Genomic DNA, 16,072 nt, shown 5'->3' with positions numbered 1-16,072 from the left:
ATAATAGACGCCGTTTTCAAAAATCCGCTTTGAGATTGCTATGCTATATAATGTCGCTCGTTCATTGATGTTTAGACTCGATGCAGAAACTGCACATAACCTTTCGTTGTCCAGTATGAATCTGCTGTCTGAGCTAGGCTTGCAGCACTTAGCAGGCGCGCGTACAAGAAGCCTTCCGGTAGAAGTGATGGGCTTGCGCTTTCCCAACCCTGTAGGTCTCGCTGCTGGTTTAGACAAAAACGGTACTGCCGTCGATGGTTTGGCAGCGATGGGCTTTGGATTTATTGAAGTAGGTACGGTAACGCCGAAACCTCAACCGGGTAATCCGCGTCCTCGAATTTTTCGTTTGGCAGATCATACTGCGATAATTAATCGCATGGGTTTTAACAATGACGGTGTCGATCAGTTACTCAAAAATCTTGAGAAAGTTCGTTACAACGGCATTTTGGGCATCAATATTGGCAAGAATAAAGATACACCAAACAAGCAGGCCAATGATGATTACCTCTATTGTTTGCGTAAAGTCTATGATCGCGCCAGTTACGTGACCGTTAACATTTCATCACCTAACACGCCTGGATTACGCAGTCTTCAATTTGGTGATTCATTAAACGGTCTGTTAGATGCGTTAAAAAATGAGCAAGCCAGATTATCCAAGCTGCACCTGAAATATGTACCTATTGCGTTAAAAATAGCTCCAGACATGGAAGAAGAAGAGTTTGAGCTAGTGGCTAATGCACTCAAAAGTTATGAAATGGATGCTGTTATTGCTACCAACACAACCTTGAGTCGTGAGGGTGTAGAGGATTCGCCCTTAGCCCAAGAGTCTGGTGGTTTGAGTGGTGCACCTGTGCGCAACCGCTCTACAGCGGCGATTGTATCGTTGAATCGTCATTTGAAAGGGGCATTGCCAATTATTGGTGTCGGTGGCATTACTGAGCCATTTGACGCAGCAGAAAAGATCGAAGCGGGCGCGAGTTTAGTGCAGATTTATTCTGGCTTAATTTATCGTGGTCCCACATTAGTACATGAGTCCGTTAAGGCGTTAGAGCAGTTGCTGAAGAAGTAAAATCGGATCTTCGATTCAAGGTTGCGACACATTTGCTCAATGATTTTGTCATGAAAATGCTGTCGCAACCTCAACAATCTAAACTAAGCTTCCTAAACTCGTTTTTGAATCGAATAGTGAAAGAAATCGTTTATCAGAAATCATGCTAAAGTGGGGTTAATTTGGATAGCAGAAACGCCGGACATACCGCTCCAGTGTGCTTCGCGACCCTCTCGCCAACCGTTCATCCAGTGCGATCGAAGTTCAGATGTTTGTACGGGGCATTCCTCTTTTGAACGACCATTAAGGCCTGCAACAAATCCACGGTTATGCAGAGTAGAACTGCGGTCTCGTTTCTGTTTTCTCATAATGCGCCTCTCAATTTCTAATTGTCATCGCGGTACCAAACAATATGACATTGCAATTTGGCAAGGGTTCACCAATAGATTTGGTACCTTTCGCGTGTGGTTAATAGGCAACTAACACACACCTTATTAGTATAGGAAATAAGCGGCGTTGGCTATTGATATTAACTATAATGTAATACAACGTTCATAGAGTGACTCATAGCGCAACTGCACAATCGTGAAGTTAATCATGCGTTTACAACAAAAGATCAATAGTGCTATTGAACTTGAAAATTTTTCATCCCAAAGACATCGGACGAGGTAATCATGACACCAGAAACTCAGGGCGCGGAAATCTATCACTATTTTGTGACCTGTCCGAAAGGTATGGAGCAACTTCTTGCGGACGAGTTGAACGAGTTGCAAGGGCAGGCTGTGCGTATGACGGTGGCAGGTGTCAGTTGCCAAGGCGATAAGGCGTTAGGTTATCGAATGTGTCTTTGGTCACGTCTCGGCAGTCGAGTCTTGCTGCGACTGACTGAGGCTCCTGTGACCACTGCAGACTCTCTTTATGATGTAGTACAGTCAATCGATTGGTTGGCTCATTTACGACCATCTGGCACGATGAGTGTTGACTTTAATGGTCAAACAGAAGAGATACGCAACACCCATTTTGGAGCGCTAAAAGTAAAAGACGCTATTGTTGACCAAATAAGAGCAGCCACAGGGCAGCGTCCCGAAATCGATAAACAGCAACCTGAGTTGCGCATCAACGTTCATTTGGCGCGAGGTAAAGTGGCTGTCTCTTTAGATTTATCGGGTGATAGTTTGCATCGACGTGGTTATCGAGGCAAAACTGGTGAAGCGCCAATGAAAGAAAACCTGGCAGCTGCGGTGTTACTGCGCGCTGGTTGGGGTAAGCAAGAGGTTAGCTGTCTCGTCGATCCGATGTGTGGTTCTGCTACCTTATTAACTGAAGCGGCGTTGATGAGTTTAGATATCGCCCCTGGATTGTATCGGCAAACATTTGGATTTATGCGTTGGCCAGACTTCGATCGTGAACTATGGCAGCAATTACTGACAGAAGCGCATGGGCGACAAGCTACAGGACGTGAAAATCAGACACTAACATTGATCGGTTCTGATCAGGATGCGCGTGTCATTGCTGCCGCTAAAGACAATGTTCGTCGCGCAAAATTAGACCAATGGATTCATCTGGACGTTAAAGAAATAACTGACGTTACGCGCCCAGAAGGCGTGGATAAAGGGTTGTTGGTTACCAATCCTCCCTATGGTGAACGACTTGGCGAAACAGGCCCGCTTATGTTTCTCTACAAACAATTGGGTCAATTGATGCGCCGCCAATTTTATGGCTGGAATGCTGCGGTGTTGACCTCTGATACCTCTTTAAGCCGTGTTATGGGCCTCAAGCCTCATAAGGATTATCAACTATTCAATGGTGCGTTAGAGAGTCGTGTATTCCTATTTGATATTTTTGCAGAACAAGCTGAACAGAAAGAGCAGGGCGGCACCCTTACCTTAAACGAAACGGCACAAATGTTTGCCAATAGGCTGCAAAAAAATCTGAAGAATCTGCGCCGCTGGGTTAAGCAAGAGTCGATAGAGTGTTACCGTCTTTATGACGCAGATATGCCCGAATATTCGGTTGCCGTTGATATCTATGGTGACCAAGTGTTGATTCAAGAGTATCAGGCACCGAGCAGTATAGATCCGGTAAAGGCTTTTAATCGCCTGTCTGAGGCGGTCACTGCGACAGCGGTAGTGCTAGAGAAGCATCCCGATCAAGTGATCCTTAAGCAGCGTAAACGCCAGCAGGGTAGCGATCAATATCAACGTCATAACGATACAGGCCATTTTTTTGTTGTCAAAGAACATGGTTGTTTGTTGCGAGTCAATCTGCATGACTATTTGGACACGGGGTTATTCTTAGATCACCGGCCGGTTAGGCGTCAGTTACAAACGCTATCAGCCGGGAAGGATGTGCTTAATCTTTTCTGTTATACCGCTACAGCAACGGTTCATGCTGCTGTTGGAGGGGCTAAATCAACCACCAGTGTCGATATGTCTGCAACCTATTTGGATTGGGCAAGACAAAATCTTCAATTGAACCAGCAGGATATGTCGAAGCATCAATTGATTCGTGAGGATTGCTTTAAATGGCTTAAGCGTCAAAAACAACCCGCTTACGATGTAATTTTTATGGACCCACCGACCTTTTCTAACTCAAAAAGAATGGAAGGCGTACTGGATGTTCAACGTGATCATGTCGCCTTAGTGGAAGATGCGATGCGCTTATTGCGTCCGCAAGGGGTGCTGATCTTCTCGAATAACTATCGTCGCTTTAAGTTGGATTATGATGCCTTGTCTCGTTACAAGATTAACGACATAACACCGCACACCTTAGATCCAGACTTTAAGCGAAACAGCAAAATTCATTGCTGTTTTGAAATAAAACACTGTTAAACAACGTATTAGATGACAAAAAAACGCCCGCAATAAGCGGGCGTTTCTACACACAATGAAGGCAAGTGGATCTATTAACCCGGATAATCGCGCTTTTTCGCACCGGTATAAAGCTGGCGCGGACGACCGATACGGTTTGGACTTGAATGGAACTCGTTCCAATGAGAAATCCAGCCGATAGTACGCGACATGGCAAAGATCACGGTGAACATGCTGGTGGGTATGCCCATCGCTTTCAAAATGATACCTGAGTAGAAGTCCACGTTTGGATAGAGTTTACGCTCTACAAAGTATGGGTCTTCCAGAGCTATTTCTTCCAAGCGAGTGGCGATCTTCAATAAAGGATCATTGATGTTAAGTTCAGCCAACACTTCATCACAGGTTTTCTTCATCACACGTGAGCGTGGATCGAAGTTGCGATACACACGGTGACCGAAGCCCATTAAGCGGAATGGATCATCAGGATCTTTCGCGCGCTTGATAAACTCAGGGATATTGGCTTCATCACCGATCTCTTCAAGCATGGTCAGTACGGCTTCGTTAGCACCGCCGTGAGCAGGTCCCCAGAGTGCTGCAATACCCGCAGCGATACAGGCAAATGGGTTTGCACCAGAAGAACCAGCTAAACGAACAGTGGAGGTAGACGCATTCTGTTCATGATCGGCGTGAAGCGTGAAGATGCGATCCATGGCGCGAACCAGTACTGGGCTAACTTCATATTCAGAGCAGGGTGTAGAGAACATCATGCGCAAGAAGTTTTCAGCATAGCCTTTGTCATTGCGAGGAAACATGAACGGTTGACCGATAGAGTACTTGTAGCACATCGCAGCAAACGTTGGCATTTTGGCAATCAATCGATAGGCGCACACTTCACGGTGGTTAGCGTTATTGATATCTAACGAATCGTGATAGAAGGCAGATAGCGCACCCACAACACCACACATGATCGCCATAGGATGTGCGTCACGACGGAAGCCTTTGTAGAAAGAGATCAATTGTTCATGAACCATCGTGTGATTACTGATGGTGCTTACGAACTTTTTCTTTTGCTCGGCGTCAGGAAGTTCGCCGTTCAGCAGCAAATAGCAGACTTCGAGGTAATCCGACTTCTCAGCGAGCTGATCAATCGGGTATCCACGGTGTAGCAGAATCCCCTTATCACCATCAATGTAGGTGATTTGTGATTCGCATGCCGCTGTAGAAACAAAGCCTGGGTCATAGGTAAAAAGACCTTTTCCAGTCAGCGGACGGACATCAATAACATCTGGACCTTCTGTGCCGGAGTAAACGGGCAGTTCAATCACTTCATCCATGCCGTCGACCGTCAAACGTGCTTTCTTGTCAGCCATAGGTGGCTCCTATCATTCGGTTATAATTACAATGACTTATCTTGGTCATTTGATTACATTGTCAGGTACTACCTGAATGAGAACCCGTCAACTATAGAGGTTGACGATGGTTTGTCAATTCAACCTAAAGACGAATACCGCAATGCAACATGTCGTCAAATAAGATAACAGAGTGATCTTAAATAGCCTAGTCAACTTATCAGGTAATGCTGAAATTTTTCTCAGTGTTTAAGCGTGTTAGACCATTGTTGTACAGGGGTCAAGTCGCGTTGTATTCAATGTCGTAACTGACTATACTTCGAGCCCTGAGTTGACATTGTACAGTTGTGCAATGGCACAAATGTGCAATGCCGGTTCGGCAAACGAACTACTGCTTCTAAGCACTTCCAGCAACCCGTCCTGCAAAGGGACTACAAAAGTGTGAACTAGAGCCGTGAACAAAAAACGACCTGTAAACCTAGATATACAAACCATTAAACTGCCACTTCCGGCGGTCACCTCAATACTACATCGTGTAACGGGTGTAGCACTGTTTTTTGGTGCCATCTTTGCGATGTACTTATTGGGATTGTCACTGGAATCTCAGTCAGGCTTTAATGCCGCGGCTGATCTTCTCCGGGATAGCTTCCTGGCTAAACTCATCGCATGGGGATTTGTATCAGCACTGCTGTATCACCTAGTTGCGGGCGTCAAACATCTGATTATGGACTTCGGTTACTGTGAAGAGCTGGAATCAGGTACGTTGGCTGCCAAAGTAACCTTGGTTGCAGGTGGTGTTCTTGTCCTTTTGGCAGGAGTATGGATATGGTAACAAGTATTACGAGTTTTGGCCGCAGTGGTCTATATGACTGGATGATGCAGCGGGTAACTGCTGCTGTACTGATGGCTTACACTATTTTCATGATTGGCTATTTGCTGTTCAGTTCTGATCTGAGCTATGCCTCTTGGTCTTCTCTGTTTCAGAACACAGCGATGCGCATCTTCACCCTGTTGGCGATTTTGTCAATGGTAGCACATGCTTGGATAGGTCTTTGGTCGGTATCAACTGACTACATCAAAAAGACTAGCATCCGTTTCGCATTTCAATCCGTATGTGGTCTACTGGCGTTTATTTACGTCGTGTGGGGCATTCAGATTCTATGGGGTGTATAAAAGATGACAAAGCTGCGTACATTAACCTTTGATGCCATCGTTGTTGGTGGTGGTGGTGCAGGCATGCGTGCCTCGCTACAGTTAGCACAGTCTGGCTTAAACACTGCCTGTGTTACTAAGGTGTTTCCAACCCGTTCACACACTGTTTCTGCGCAAGGTGGTATCACCTGTGCTATTGCAAGTGCAGATCCTAATGATGATTGGCGTTGGCACATGTACGATACCGTTAAGGGTTCCGACTATATCGGTGACCAAGACGCTATCGAATACATGTGTTCTGTAGGTCCACAAGCTGTTTTCGAGCTTGACCACATGGGTCTACCTTTCTCTCGTACTGAAATCGGTCGTATTTATCAGCGTCCATTCGGTGGTCAGTCTAAAGGCCCAGATAACCCAACTCAGGCAGCTCGTACTTGCGCTGCAGCTGACCGTACAGGACATGCTTTGTTGCACACTCTGTACCAGGCTAATATGAAAGCGGGTACAACCTTTCTTAATGAATGGTACGCTGTTGACTTAGTCAAAAACGCTGACAATGCCGTGGTAGGTTGTATCGCTATCTGCATTGAAACAGGCGAAACCGTCTACATCAAAGCGAAAGCAACGGTACTTGCTACCGGTGGTGCAGGTCGTATCTATGCCTCTACGACAAATGCGTTAATCAATACTGGCGACGGTATGGGTATGGCATTGCGTGCAGGTTACGCCGCTCAAGATATGGAGATGTGGCAGTTCCACCCAACCGGTATCGCAGGTGCGGGTACACTGGTTACTGAAGGTTGCCGTGGTGAAGGTGGTTACCTGATCAATAAAGACGGTGAGCGCTTCATGGAGCGTTACGCACCGAATGCTAAAGATTTAGCAGGTCGTGACGTTGTGGCACGTTCTATGATCCTTGAGATTCTAGAAGGCCGTGGCTGTGGCCCAGACGGTGATCACGTATTGTTAAAACTTGATCACCTAGGTGAAGAAGTTCTGCATTCGCGTCTCCCCGGCATCTGTGAGTTGTCGAAAACGTTCGCAGCCGTGGATCCCGTTAAAGAGCCTATTCCTGTGGTTCCAACCTGTCACTACATGATGGGTGGTTTGCCGACCAACATCGGTGGCCAAGTGATCAATCCAGATGCAGATGGCAAAGACCATATTGTGAACGGTTTGTTTGCATGCGGTGAAGTGGCATGCGTATCTGTTCACGGTGCAAACCGTTTGGGTGGTAACTCCTTGCTTGACTTGGTTGTATTTGGTCGCGCTGCAGGTATGCAGATCGAAGAGCAGATGCGCGAAGGTTACGAAGTTAAAGATGCAACCGAAGCTGATATTCAGGCAGCAATGGTTCGCTTGAACCGTCTGAATAATAGCACGGGCGGTGAAAAGATCGCTGATGTTCGTAAAGAACTGCAAAGTACTATGCAGCTTTACTTCGGTGTATTCCGTGACGGTGCAGCAATGGATAAAGGGTTGCAGTTACTCGGAGAAATTCGTAAGAAAGTTGAAAATCTGCATCTTGAAGATAAGAGCCAGTCTTTCAATACGTCTCGTATTGAAGCGCTGGAGCTTGAAAACTTGTTAGAAGTTGCTGAAGCGACTGCTGTCGCTGCTGTCGAGCGTAAAGAGTCTCGCGGTGCGCATGCGCGTAACGACTTCACTGAGCGTGATGACGAAAATTGGCTATGCCATTCGATCTATTACCCAGACAACAAGCGTATAGGTAAGCGTGCGGTGAATTTTGCGCCCAAAACCATGGACGCTTTCCCGCCCAAGATCAGAACTTACTAAGAGGCTGATGATATGCTGGTAAGTGTATATAGATACAACCCTGAAACCGATGATGCGCCTTACATGCAGGATATCCACATAGAGATTCCTGGCGGTAAAGACATCATGGTGCTGGACTTGCTCCAGTTACTGAAAGAAAAAGATACATCCATGACATTCCGTCGCTCATGCCGTGAAGGTGTTTGCGGTTCAGACGGTATGAACATGAATGGTAAAAATGGCTTGGCTTGTATCACTGCATTGTCTCAGGTAGTTGTGAAGGACAAACTTGTTCTTCGTCCACTGCCGGGTCTGCCTGTGATTCGAGATCTCGTTGTTGATATGAGTCAGTTCTACAGACAATATGAGAAAGTTAAACCTTTCTTGATCAACGATACGCCACCGCCTGCAATCGAGCGTCTACAAACGCCTGAAGATCGTGCTGAGTTAGATGGTCTTTACGAGTGCATCCTGTGTGCATGCTGTTCAACAGCGTGTCCATCTTTCTGGTGGAACCCAGACAAGTTTATCGGTCCATCTGGCTTGCTACAGGCGTACCGTTTCTTGGCTGATACGCGTGATACGGCTCGTGATCAACGTTTGTCAGAGTTGGATGATCCGTTCAGCGTATTCCGTTGCCATGGCATCATGAACTGTGTCAGCGTTTGTCCCAAGGGTCTGAACCCAACCAAAGCAATTGGTAAAATTCGTAACATGCTATTGCAGCGTGCTACCTAATCTTAATTGCTTGCTAAAAAAAGGCGCCAGATCGGCGCCTTTTTTATTTGCGTTATATCCTTATGCGATATTGTTACTTAAAACAAGCAAATCTTCCCATAAGGTCTATGTTACCCAGCGGAACTATTTTCTGTAGAATTCAATTCAGATGAACGGTGTTAAGCAGTCGAGAAAAGTCGTAAAATAATACGAATGCCTTCAGCTTAATGACTGGGCATCAAAAAACGGTAATCAGCTAAGAGGAAGCCGCCATGTGTGGCGAGGAGTGGTGCAGCCTTGCCGGACAGCTTACCTCAGACTCAGGGTGAAATAATAATGCAAGACAGCATGATGGAGCTGATGTGGAAGAACGCTCACCTATACGGTGGTAATCTTTCATATGTAGAACAACTATACGAAGCCTACCTCTTTGACCCCAATGCCGTTCCTCAGGAGTGGCGAGAAGAATTTGATCGTCTGCCAAAGACAGGTGATAACCTCACTCAAGATATACCGCATACCCCTATTCGTGATCATTTCCAGTTGTTGGCTAAAACCCAACGTAAAGCAGGTAATGGTGCGGTAGCTAGCGTTAGCTCTGAGCATGAGAAGAAACAAGTCCGCGTGTTACGTATGATCAACGCTTTCCGCGTACGTGGACATCAGGTAGCTAAAATCGATCCGCTGAATTTATTGCAGCGTCCACCTGTTCCCGATCTTGACTTACGCTTCCATGAGCTTTCTGAAGCTGATTACGATACTACTTTCCAGCTCGGCTCATTGTTCTTCGGAACAGAAGAAGCGCCACTGAAATCCATCGTTGAAGATCTGAAAAAAACCTACTGCTCATCAGTGGGTGCAGAGTATATGCATATTGTAGATACTCAAGAAAAACGTTGGATTCAATCACGCATGGAGCCTGTGCGTTGCGATCCTGTTCTGGATGCAGATACCCGTATTCATATCCTTGAGCGTTTAACCGCTGCAGAAGGCCTAGAGAAATATCTCGGCTCTCGCTATGCCGGTGCAAAACGTTTTGGTGTTGAGGGCGGTGAGTCTTTGATTCCTTGTTTAGATGAACTGATTCAGCGCGCGGGTAAAGACGGTGCCAATGAAATTGTAATCGGTATGGCACACCGTGGTCGTTTGAACGTCCTGGTTAACATCTTTGGTAAAAACCCATCCGATCTATTTGGTGAGTTTGAAGGTAAGAAAACGCTAGAAACTTCCGGTGACGTTAAATACCACCAAGGTTTCTCTTCAAACATCATGACCCCTGGTGGCGAAGTTCACTTGGCGATGGCGTTCAACCCCTCTCACTTAGAGATTGTATCTCCTGTGGTTGAAGGGTCGGTTCGTGCGCGTCAAGATCGTCGCGACGATGCAGTGGGTAATACGGTTATTCCTGTTTCTATCCACGGTGATGCTGCGTTTGCAGGTCAGGGCGTTGTGATGGAAACCTTCCAGATGTCACAGACACGCGCCTACAAGACTGGTGGTACGATCCATATCGTTATCAACAACCAAGTGGGCTTTACCACGTCTAAGAAAGAAGATTCACGCTCATCTGAGTACTGTACTGATGTCGCTAAAATGGTACAGGCACCTATCTTCCATGTTAATGGTGATGATCCTGAAGCCGTGCGTTTCGTGACTCAATTGGCCTTAGATTACCGCAACGAATTCAACAAAGATGTGGTCATCGATTTAGTTTGCTATCGTCGTCGTGGACACAACGAAGCTGATGAGCCATCAGGCACTCAGCCACTGATGTATAGCCAAATTAAGGTTCAAAAAACGACTCGTGAACTCTACTCTCAGCGTTTAGTAGATGAGGCAGTGATTACTGCTGAACAAAGCAAAGAGATGGAGCAAGAGTATCGTAAAGCATTGGAGAATGGTGAGCATGTTGCCAAGTCTCTAGTGATGGAACCTAATTCAGAAATGTTCGTTGACTGGAGACCTTACCTAGGTCATCAGTGGACTTTCGAAGCGGATACAACCGTTGATATCAAGTTGCTTCAAGAGTTAGGGCAGAAGATGTGCCGCTTCCCAGAAAGCTTCCCGATACAGCGTCAAGTACAAAAGATCTATGATGATCGCGTACGCATGGCTGCCGGAGCGATGGAAATCAACTGGGGCTTTGCGGAAACCTTGGCTTATGCAACCTTATTGGCTGAAGGCCATCAGGTTCGTCTAACGGGTCAGGACGTAGGTCGTGGTACCTTCTCTCACCGTCATGCCGTTGTGCATAATCAGAAAGATGCCAGTACCTATGTACCACTGCAGCATCTTGATGAAAACCAACCTAAATTCGACATCTTTGACTCCTTCCTCTCAGAAGAAGCGGTATTAGCCTTCGAATACGGTTATGCGACTACGATGCCAAACAGCATGGTAATCTGGGAAGCACAGTTTGGTGATTTCGCTAACGGTGCACAGGTTGTCATCGATCAGTTCATCACCAGTGGTGAGCATAAGTGGGGCCGTCTATGTGGCTTAACGATGCTGCTTCCACACGGTTTTGAAGGTCAAGGTCCAGAACACTCATCTGCTCGCCTAGAGCGTTTCTTGCAGTTATGTGCAGAGCACAACATTCAGGTTGCTGTACCGACTACGCCATCACAGATTTACCATCTGTTGCGTCGCCAGGTAACACGCCCACTGCGTAAGCCTCTGGTAGTGATGACGCCTAAGTCTTTACTTCGTCATAAGCAAGCAGTGTGTTCACTGGAAGATTTAGCGAATGGTACTTTCCAGCCAGTTATCCCTGAAGTGGATAAGCTGGATCCTAAGAAAGTGAAACGATTGGTGATGTGTAGCGGTAAAGTTTACTACGACCTATACAATCGTCGCGCTGAACTGGAAAAAGATGATGTTGCGATTGTTCGTATAGAGCAATTGTATCCCTTCCCAGAAGCGATCCTTGGTGAAGTGATTGCGGACTACACTAATCTTGAATCCGTAGTGTGGTGTCAGGAAGAGCCAATGAATCAAGGCGCTTGGTATTGCAGCCAGCATCACATGCGCCATGTGTTACAGAAACACAATCCGAAACTTTTCCTCGAAGGTGTCGGACGTCCTCACGCAGCAGCGCCTGCAGTAGGTTACATTTCTGTACACGTTGAGCAGCAAGAAAAGCTGGTTAATGAAGCGATAAACGGTTAATAACGCGTTCGAATGAACCACAGAGCAGCATACATAAAGGAAAGAACATGAGTATCGAAATTAAAGCACCTACGTTCCCTGAATCGGTCGCCGATGGTACGGTCGCAACTTGGCATAAAAAGCCAGGTGAAGCCTGTGTAACTGACGAGCTGATTGTAGATATCGAAACAGATAAAGTTGTTCTTGAAGTCGTCGCTCCAGCTGATGGTGTGATTAAAGAAATCCTAAAGGGAGAGGGCGATACCGTTCTCAGCGAAGAAATTTTGGCGATTTTTGAAGCAGGTGCAGCGGCTAGTGCCGCTCCTGCAGCCTCTGCTTCTTCAGCAGTTGCGGATACCGGTGATACCGATGCGGAAAAAATTGGTCCTGCTGCACGCAAGCTGATTGATGAAAACAATTTAGATGCATCGCAAATCAAAGGCACCGGTAAAAACGGTGGCATCACTAAAGAAGACGTTCAGAACTACCTGAACAACCGTGGATCAGCTCCTGCAGCAGCTGCTGCCGCTAAACCAGCTGCTGCTGCACCATCAGTAGCTATCAACGTTCCAGCGGGTGAGCGTGTAGAGAAGCGTGTTCCAATGACACGTCTACGTGCAACCATTGCGAAACGTTTGGTTGAAGCTCAGCAAAACGCTGCGATGTTAACGACTTACAACGAAGTTAACATGAAGCCCGTGATGGATCTGCGTAGTCAATATAAAGATCTTTTCGAGAAGACTCATAACGGCACTCGTCTAGGCTTTATGTCTTTCTTCGTAAAAGCAGCGACAGAAGCACTGAAGCGCTTCCCAGCAGTCAATGCGTCTATCGACGGTAATGATATGGTTTACCATGCCTACCAAGATATCGGTGTTGCTGTTTCTACTGAGCGTGGTTTGATGGTTCCTGTTCTTCGCGACACTGACAGCATGAGCTTGGCTGATGTTGAAGCAACGATTGCTGACTTTGGCAAGCGTGGCCGTGATGGCAAGCTAGGTATGGAAGATATGCAAGGCGGTACATTCACTATCACTAACGGTGGTGTATTTGGTTCCTTGATGTCTACGCCTATCCTGAATCCACCACAAACAGCGATCTTGGGAATGCACAAAATCCAAGAGCGTCCAATGGCGGTTAAAGGTCAAGTCGTTATTCTGCCGATGATGTATCTGGCTCTGTCATACGACCATCGTATGATTGATGGTAAGGAAGCGGTACAATTCCTCGTGACTATCAAAGATCTTCTAGAAGATCCTGCGCGTCTCATACTGGATGTCTAAGCACGGCTTAACAGGTAAGTAGAGATAGAAACTTATTCTTAAAACAGGATAGATGAATGTCTGACAAGTTTGATGTAATTGTAATTGGCTCTGGCCCTGGTGGATATGTCGCGGCAATTCGTGCAGCCCAGCTAGGTTTAAAAACAGCCTGTGTTGAGAAGTGGGTAGATGATAAAAATGCTCCCGTTCTCGGTGGTACTTGCTTAAACGTGGGTTGTATTCCCTCTAAAGCACTACTGGAAACCACCCACAAACTGCATGAAGCCCAACACGGTTTTGCTGCTCAAGGTATCGTTGCTGAAAATGTTCGCATGGATACTAAGCAGATGGTTGCGCGCAAAAACCAGATCGTTAAAAACTTAACGGGTGGTATTGCAGGTTTGTTCAAAGCAAATGGTGTCACTCTGCTTCAAGGCAAGGGCAAGCTGTTAGCTAACAAGCAAGTCGAAGTCACCGCTGCTGATGGTTCTGTTAGCCTTCATGCTGCTGAAAACGTGATTCTGGCTTCCGGTTCTGTGCCTGTGGAAATTCCACCAGCGCCGTTAACCGAAGGTTTGATCCTTGATAACGCCGGTGCTTTGGATATCGATGAAGTGCCAGCGCGCTTAGGTATCATCGGTGCGGGTGTTATCGGTTTGGAAATGGGCTCTATCTGGGCGCGTTGCGGATCCGAAGTGACCGTGTTAGAAGCGATGGATTCTTTCCTAGCGTTAACCGATCAAGACGTCGCAAAAGAAGCTTACAAGTTGATGACTAAGCAAGGCTTGGATATCAAACTGGGTGCTCGTTGCACGGGTACTGAGATCAAAGGCAAAGAAGTGACCGTTAAATATACCGATGCTAACGGCGATCAAGAGTTGGTAGTCGACAAACTCATCGTTGCGGTGGGTCGTCGTCCTCTGACTCAAGGTCTAGTGGCTGACGACACCGGCGTTAAGCTGGATGAGCGTGGTTTCATCTTTGTAGATGAGCAGTGCCGCACTAACGCACCTGGTGTCTATGCTATCGGTGATATTGTTCGTGGTCCTATGCTGGCGCACAAAGCATCAGAAGAAGGCATCATGGTAGTTGATATCATTGCCGGTCATAAAGCTCAGCTTAACTATGACTGTGTACCGAATATCATCTACACCTTCCCTGAATTAGCCTGGGTAGGTAAAACCGAGCAAGAACTGAAAAACGAAGGCGTTGCTATCAAAGTGGGTAAGTTCCCATTCGCGGCTTCTGGTCGTGCAATGGCAGCGAATGCCACTGAAGGCTTCGTCAAGATGATCGCTGATGAAAAAACCGATCGTATTCTAGGTGTGCATATCGTTGGTGGTATTGCCTCTGAATTGATCGCTCAAGCAGTGATTGCGATGGAATTCTGTGCAACTGCAGAAGATTTGCAGATGACAGTATTTGCTCACCCAACAGTGAGTGAAGCGGTACATGAGGCCGCACTGGCTGTGGATAATCACGCTATCCATGTTGCCAACCGTAAAAAACGCTAACCTGAAGGATTGCAACACAGTGGTAAGCCAAAAGCTTAACCACTGTGTTTGCGGTTCACACAAGGTGCAGTCAGCGGTTAACAGCCCTGTGCTGTACATGTTTAATCGATAACTCAACGGATCAGAACATGAACCTTCATGAATACCAAGGTAAACAACTGTTTGCCCAATATGGTCTGCCAGTCTCTAAAGGCATTGCGGTAGATACTCCTGATGAAGCTGCAGCAGCAGCTGAGAAAATTGGCGGTGACAAATGGGTTGTAAAAGCCCAGGTTCACGCTGGTGGACGTGGTAAGGCTGGCGGCGTTAAGCTGGTAGACTCTCCTGCTGAAGCTAAAGCCTTTGCTGAAAAATGGTTAGGTCAGCGTTTAGTCACCTATCAAACGGATGCTAGCGGTCAGCCAGTGACTAAAATTTTGGTTGAAACCTGCACAGACATCGCGAACGAGCTTTACCTAGGTGCAGTCGTAGACCGTTCTACACGTCGTATCGTTTTCATGGCTTCAACTGAAGGCGGCGTGGAAATCGAAAAAGTTGCTCACGAAACACCTGAAAAAATCCTGAAAGCAACCATCGATCCGTTAACTGGCGCTCAACCTTACCAGGGTCGCGAGTTGGCATTCAAATTGGGTCTTCAAGGTGATCAGATCAAGCAGTTCGTCAATATCTTCCTAGGTTTGGCGAAAATGTTTGAAGAAAAAGATCTGGCTTTGTTAGAAATCAACCCATTGGTGATCACTGATGCGGGTAACCTGCACTGCCTAGACGCGAAAATCGTGATCGACAGCAACGCTGTTTACCGTCACAAAGACATTCAAGCAATGCACGATCCTTCACAAGACGATGAGCGTGAAGCTCATGCAGCTCAGTGGGAACTGAACTACGTAGCGCTTGAAGGTAACATCGGTTGCATGGTTAACGGTGCAGGCCTAGCAATGGGTACTATGGACATCGTTAAACTACACGGTGGACAACCTGCTAACTTCCTAGATGTTGGCGGTGGTGCAACGAAAGAACGTGTAACTGAAGCGTTCAAAATCATCCTATCTGACAGCACTGTTAGCGCAGTTCTGGTTAACATCTTCGGTGGTATCGTACGTTGCGACCTCATTGCTGATGGTATTATCGGTGCGGTTAAAGAAGTCGGTGTAAACGTTCCTGTTGTTGTTCGTTTGGAAGGTAACAACGCCGAACTGGGCGCTCAGCGTCTAGCTGAATCCGGTCTAGATATCATTGCGGCGACCAGCTTAACTGACGCTGCACAGCAGGTTGTGAAAGCCGCGGAGGGTAAATAATC

12 protein-coding genes are annotated in these 16,072 nt (G+C 46.7%); 10 read left to right on the top strand and 2 right to left on the bottom strand.

Annotated features, from left to right (window positions below):
* Positions 1–40 precede the first annotated feature (40 nt).
* A complete protein-coding gene (locus F7R24_RS00365) occupies positions 41–1,069 on the top strand; it encodes a quinone-dependent dihydroorotate dehydrogenase (protein WP_151669261.1) in 1,029 nt (342 codons plus the stop codon).
* 140 nt (positions 1,070–1,209) lie between these two features.
* Here F7R24_RS00365 and rmf read toward each other — a convergent pair whose 3' ends face one another.
* Entirely contained in the window at positions 1,210–1,416 is a 207-nt protein-coding gene (gene rmf, locus F7R24_RS00360; RefSeq protein WP_151669260.1) for a ribosome modulation factor, read from the bottom strand.
* Positions 1,417–1,722: 306 nt separating this feature from the next.
* On the opposite strand from rmf, the gene rlmKL reads away from it, so the two are divergent.
* A complete protein-coding gene (gene rlmKL / locus F7R24_RS00355) occupies positions 1,723–3,879 on the top strand; it encodes a bifunctional 23S rRNA (guanine(2069)-N(7))-methyltransferase RlmK/23S rRNA (guanine(2445)-N(2))-methyltransferase RlmL (protein WP_151669259.1) in 2,157 nt (718 codons plus the stop codon).
* 74 nt (positions 3,880–3,953) lie between these two features.
* Here the strand turns inward: rlmKL and gltA are convergent, their stop codons facing one another.
* On the bottom strand, positions 3,954–5,228 hold the full coding sequence (gltA, locus tag F7R24_RS00350) for a citrate synthase (RefSeq protein ID WP_151669258.1): 1,275 nt from the start codon (positions 5,226–5,228) through the stop codon (positions 3,954–3,956).
* A 433-nt stretch (positions 5,229–5,661) separates the two neighbouring features.
* Here gltA and sdhC point away from each other — a divergent pair, with 433 nt between their 5' ends.
* From sdhC to sucC, 8 genes are all read left to right on the top strand, one after another.
* The gene (sdhC, locus tag F7R24_RS00345) at positions 5,662–6,039 is read left to right on the top strand and encodes a succinate dehydrogenase, cytochrome b556 subunit (protein ID WP_151669257.1); all 378 of its coding nucleotides are present in this window, start codon (positions 5,662–5,664) and stop codon (positions 6,037–6,039) included.
* On the top strand, positions 6,033–6,380 hold the full coding sequence (sdhD, locus tag F7R24_RS00340; protein WP_151669256.1) for a succinate dehydrogenase, hydrophobic membrane anchor protein: 348 nt from the start codon (positions 6,033–6,035) through the stop codon (positions 6,378–6,380). The genes sdhC and sdhD overlap by 7 nt, the downstream gene beginning before the upstream one ends.
* A 3-nt stretch (positions 6,381–6,383) precedes the next feature.
* Positions 6,384–8,156: a succinate dehydrogenase flavoprotein subunit gene (gene sdhA, locus F7R24_RS00335; protein WP_151669255.1), complete on the top strand. Its 1,773-nt coding sequence runs from the start codon at positions 6,384–6,386 to the stop codon at positions 8,154–8,156.
* Between the two features lie 12 nt (positions 8,157–8,168).
* Positions 8,169–8,873 (top strand): succinate dehydrogenase iron-sulfur subunit, encoded by a 705-nt coding sequence (locus F7R24_RS00330; RefSeq protein WP_151669254.1) that lies wholly within the window; start codon positions 8,169–8,171, stop codon positions 8,871–8,873.
* A 315-nt stretch (positions 8,874–9,188) separates the two neighbouring features.
* A complete protein-coding gene (locus F7R24_RS00325; RefSeq protein ID WP_151669253.1) occupies positions 9,189–12,020 on the top strand; it encodes a 2-oxoglutarate dehydrogenase E1 component in 2,832 nt (943 codons plus the stop codon).
* Between the two features lie 47 nt (positions 12,021–12,067).
* Positions 12,068–13,282 (top strand): 2-oxoglutarate dehydrogenase complex dihydrolipoyllysine-residue succinyltransferase, encoded by a 1,215-nt coding sequence (gene odhB / locus F7R24_RS00320; protein WP_151669252.1) that lies wholly within the window; start codon positions 12,068–12,070, stop codon positions 13,280–13,282.
* 56 nt (positions 13,283–13,338) lie between these two features.
* Positions 13,339–14,775 (top strand): dihydrolipoyl dehydrogenase, encoded by a 1,437-nt coding sequence (gene lpdA, locus F7R24_RS00315; RefSeq protein ID WP_151669251.1) that lies wholly within the window; start codon positions 13,339–13,341, stop codon positions 14,773–14,775.
* Positions 14,776–14,903: 128 nt separating this feature from the next.
* On the top strand, positions 14,904–16,070 hold the full coding sequence (gene sucC / locus F7R24_RS00310) for an ADP-forming succinate--CoA ligase subunit beta (RefSeq protein ID WP_151669250.1): 1,167 nt from the start codon (positions 14,904–14,906) through the stop codon (positions 16,068–16,070).
* The last annotated feature ends 2 nt before the right edge of the window (positions 16,071–16,072 follow it).

Source organism: Nitrincola schmidtii (genome assembly GCF_008973715.1).
GTDB classification, from domain to species: domain Bacteria; phylum Pseudomonadota; class Gammaproteobacteria; order Pseudomonadales; family Balneatricaceae; genus Nitrincola; species Nitrincola schmidtii.
Note: the sequence above shows the minus strand (reverse complement) of the source record. Positions and strands in the feature narration are given on the sequence as shown.